This window comes from Pedobacter sp. UBA4863 (assembly GCF_002399615.1).
Lineage (GTDB): Bacteria > Bacteroidota > Bacteroidia > Sphingobacteriales > Sphingobacteriaceae > Pedobacter.
On record NZ_DHDZ01000039.1, the window covers coordinates 1,613 to 5,801 of the forward strand.

Here is a 4,189-nt window from a genome sequence, read left to right on the forward strand (position 1 = left end):
ATCAAGACAAAGTTTATAGGCCAGGATGACTTGTGCCTGTTAGCATTTACGTTGTTTGCTATGAGTAAAGCACAAGTTAGGCTTGGGCTCGTTGCTTGGCGCTAAAACTTGCGCTAAAGTTGTTCCATTTCAGCCGACCTCTCTTTTAATTGCAATTTTTTATTTAGGGTTGAACTTTGAACGAACAAAAACCCAACTTTTAGGAAAGAATGTTCCAGCAGAAAAAGACAACCTGACTTGGAAAAAGTAGAAACATCGCAAACAAAAAAACAGTAGAATTATAGCTTTGATTCTCCCAAAAAATAATTTACTTATTTGAAAAGTTTAAGGCCATAATTAAACAAAATACCGTAGGCCAACACCTACGGTATTTTAAAAAATCATTAACGCTAGTTTTTTACAACCTTTTTTACTACAGGTATATTACCGTTAAATTTTAGTAAGTAGATGCCCGAAGCTACATTGTTTAAACTGATAGCTGTTTTCGTTGTTGAGCTGTCTAACGAGATTTGTTTTAATATTTTACCATTGCTATCTATAAGCTGTATTTGATGATAAAGACCTGCCACAAATGCAACGTTAACGATATCTTGCGTTGGGTTTGGATAAACTTCTACTTTGTTTTCAGTTAAAGACACATTAACCATTCGCACCCCTAAATCTGTTATTTCACCGTTAAAATCTTGTTGTTGCAATCGATAATAATTAACACCATGAACTGGTTTTCTATCATAAAAAACATAATTATTACCGCTTGTTGTATTTCCAAAACTTCCAACTTTATCCACAACATTAAACTGCTGCCCATCTACTGATCGGGAAATGATAAATTCTTTATTATCAGTTTCAGAGGCAGTTTGCCACTGTAATTTAACAACGCCTGTGTTTTGCAGCGTTACCTTATAGTCAAGCAATGTAACTGGCAAAGTTACCTCAAAATAGGCCAATGCTTTTGCCATAAAAGCTGTAATTTGTTCTTGAGGTGCAGTTTCTAGTGTGAATCCAAGATAAATAATTGCACCAGCGGTTGTTCCCGATCCAAATGTACCTTTATAGGCAATTCCGGCATAAGGATTTGACAGGGTGCTATTATATTTTAAAATTGCTGTTGCGCCGCCAAAAGGGCTAATATTATCAGGAAATCTCGCTAGATAATTCTCGCCAAGATCTAGTGTTAGGCCCGCAAACGGAGTTCCTCCTATGCCTGATACAGGCGTATCTGTAGTCCCACCGTCCCTAATATAACTTGCCTTCAAATAGTTGTTCATAAAATCTAAGTCGTACTCAGCTACAGCAGGTGTAGCAAATCGGCCTAAATTGTATGCAATTTCTGACCCTGTAATGAGCAGTTTTCCACCATTATCCAAGAAAGCTTTAACTTTTGCCTTATTTGTGCCGTTAAAAACCTTGTCAGCGCTAGAATCGTCACCGGTAAACCATAACACCATATCGTAGTCACTTAATAAAATGGTTCCTGCGTCTATCATCTCGTCGGCAGCTGTATTAATTCTCAGCGTGGCATTGTCTCGCAACGTTTGAAAATAGATGGCAGCAAAATTGTGCGATCTTAATTTGTAGTCATTAATTCGATCAAATGCATCAACGATAAGCACTCTTGGCCCCGTCGTAACATTTACTGTTCTGCTATAAACATCACTTGGAGCACTTTCAACATCTGGATTAACGCCATTGGGAACCACCGCAGTAAGTTTAAAATGAACTGGAATGGTTGTAGGCGGCACTAGAAATTGACTTGGGTTTAAACTGACACTTGTTGTGGTGGCCGTTAAAGTAGTTTCATTAGCAGCTAAGGCCCAACCACTAAAATCATCGTCTAAGGCATAATATAAACGATATCCTTTTAATGTAGGCTCAGTGTTTGCTTTCCATGCTGCATTTACTACATTAGAACCTGCTGTACCTGTTACGTAATGCAGCGTTGGTAAGGAAACCGACGGAATTACAACGCCGCCAGCAATTCTGCCCAACAAATTTGCCCAACGTGCATCAGTCAAATTAGGGCAAAGGGTAGCTTTAACATCATTATGACCATATATGCCACGGTCCCCATTAACTCCTCTTCTTACTCTTGGAATGTTATTTCTATTACAAACATCTATAGCTAGGTTTGCCGCAGCAACTAACATCGGTTCGCTATCCCACATGGCCAAGTTAGTAGTTAAAACTTCATGTTCTGTACTTATACCTGCACCATTCCATTGTGGCTGACCAGTTACACCTTGTGCATAAGCTCTGTCACTTTCTCTCACTACCTGCGATATTTCGCCATCAATATTACGAATAGCATAATGAGCGCTCGATGGTTCAGTACGTGTGCAATCACTAAACCAAGCTATTGCACCAGCATACGTTCCGGTTGCCATATAATGTACAAAATAGTAATCTATGCCATAGCCGTTTCGCCCTGTACCAAAATTACAAGGAGTAATTCTGTTTTTTGCAGTTGGATAATTGGTGGTTGTATTGGGAACATTTTGAACACTTTTATTATTTTTTTCAGGTGCGATTTTATATTCAGGAATAGTAATTGGTTGAGCGTCAATTTGAATAATTTCTCTCCAAAGCGATACCGTTTTACTTCCGTTTTTGATTACATTGTAAAAACTTGTGGCTAACGAAGTCTTCATTTCTTCGTTGCTTAAACCCGTCAAATCTCTTGTTGCCTCAAACCAATCTGCTAAATTATTTGATGTAGGCTTACCTTTTTGATAATAGGCCAACAGGGCGGCTGCAGCTCTAATATTTGCTTTGGCTTCATTTTTTATATCGTCTGCACTTAAATTTGTCAAACTTGCAGCAAGTGTAATTTGCTTTACATTGTGCGATTCGATTAAACCCATCATTCCATAAGAACCATAAAAAGAGGCGCCTGTTTGTGCCCAATTGCTTTGTACTTGAGCGGCAGCTTTCAATATAATTGCAGGTACTTTAAATTCAGCTGCTGCATCATCAATATACTTTTCTGTTGTTGCCACAGACGGATGCGGACGATTTAAAATCTCGGCTAGGTTTTCATGGCCATCGTCACCATGATCATATTCAATAACAACCCCTTGGGTTTTGGCTGATTGATTTTGTTTTTCAATCGCCGCTTTCCGGTCGCGGTCAGTATTTGAAAGAAAATCGTTCATATTTCTTTGCAAAAACACATCACCGTTTCCATAGACATTTTTTGTTATTGGCGAGCCGAGATGTTTATCTACCAATTTAATCAAGTCTTCATTGGTTCTTTTGACTTGTGCAATGGCGCTATAAGACACCACAAAAACTAAAAAAATAGCTTTTAAAACTAAGGGTAATTTTCTCTTCATATTTGGTTATAGTTTAAGGTTTAGTTTTAATAAAAAAATGAATGCAAAAAAGAGCACATTTTACTTCATAGATAACCGCTTACTAGTGTAAGTGTAAGAATAATAAATTAAAAATGCAACTTAATGCGGTTTTATATTTCATAAACGCGAAAAACCGCACATCAAAAACTTTAAGAGTTCTATTTTTGCGCTCTACGCAATAACCAGCGATATTTTGGCATATCATCAATAAATAACCCATCATGCGCAAGACCAATGTCATTAAGTTAAGCGTTAGCGGGAACTCCAACGGACTAAACATTTTAACGCAGGTCTTGTATTTTAGGCTTGGATGAGGATGACTTGTGCCTGTTAGCATTTTACATCGTTTCTTTTGTGAGAAGTAAAGTACAAGTGCAATGACACTTTGATGAACGCCACCAATCCTTGCTTCTTGCTCCTTGTTCTTTGCTCCTAATTACCAATAATCAAATGCCAACAACCAAAAAAGACGCAACGATAAAACCAACCAACCAACCAACCAACCAACCAACCGTTCCCAAGCACGCCCTAAGGGCCTAGCAGATTTTCGCAGAAGAAAGCATTTAAAACTTGAGTACTAACGTTAATTTAGCAACATCCAAGTAATAAAGCAGCGTACAAAGGCAAAGCGTAGGGCTACGCCTCTTTATTACGCAATAAAAAGTTTGAATAGCTTAATTCAAGAAAAGATGCAAGCCTTGAACTTTTCGTTCTTTTGGTTCAAGCCAAAAGAACTAGGCCCAGCCGGCTAACCTGTGCCGATTTATCGGTATGAGGCTAAAACCTTAAAACAATGAGAAATAAAAGCACCAGCCAAAACGCTCATCCTTTCTTGC

The 4,189-nt window shown here is 38.2% G+C and carries 1 protein-coding gene; it reads right to left on the minus strand.

Translation table 11 applies throughout. From position 1 onward, the window contains the following. Window positions 1–389: 389 nt before the first annotated feature. A complete protein-coding gene (locus B3I52_RS10050) occupies window positions 390–3,332 on the minus strand; it encodes an N-acetylmuramoyl-L-alanine amidase (RefSeq protein WP_293300904.1) in 2,943 nt (980 codons plus the stop codon). Window positions 3,333–4,189 lie beyond the last annotated feature (857 nt).

What these genes read in the sequence shown, in the direction of transcription:
- B3I52_RS10050 (WP_293300904.1), bottom strand. Translation starts at nt 3,332, where the DNA reads ATGAAGAGAAAATTACCCTTAGTTTTAAAAGCTATTTTTTTAGTTTTT.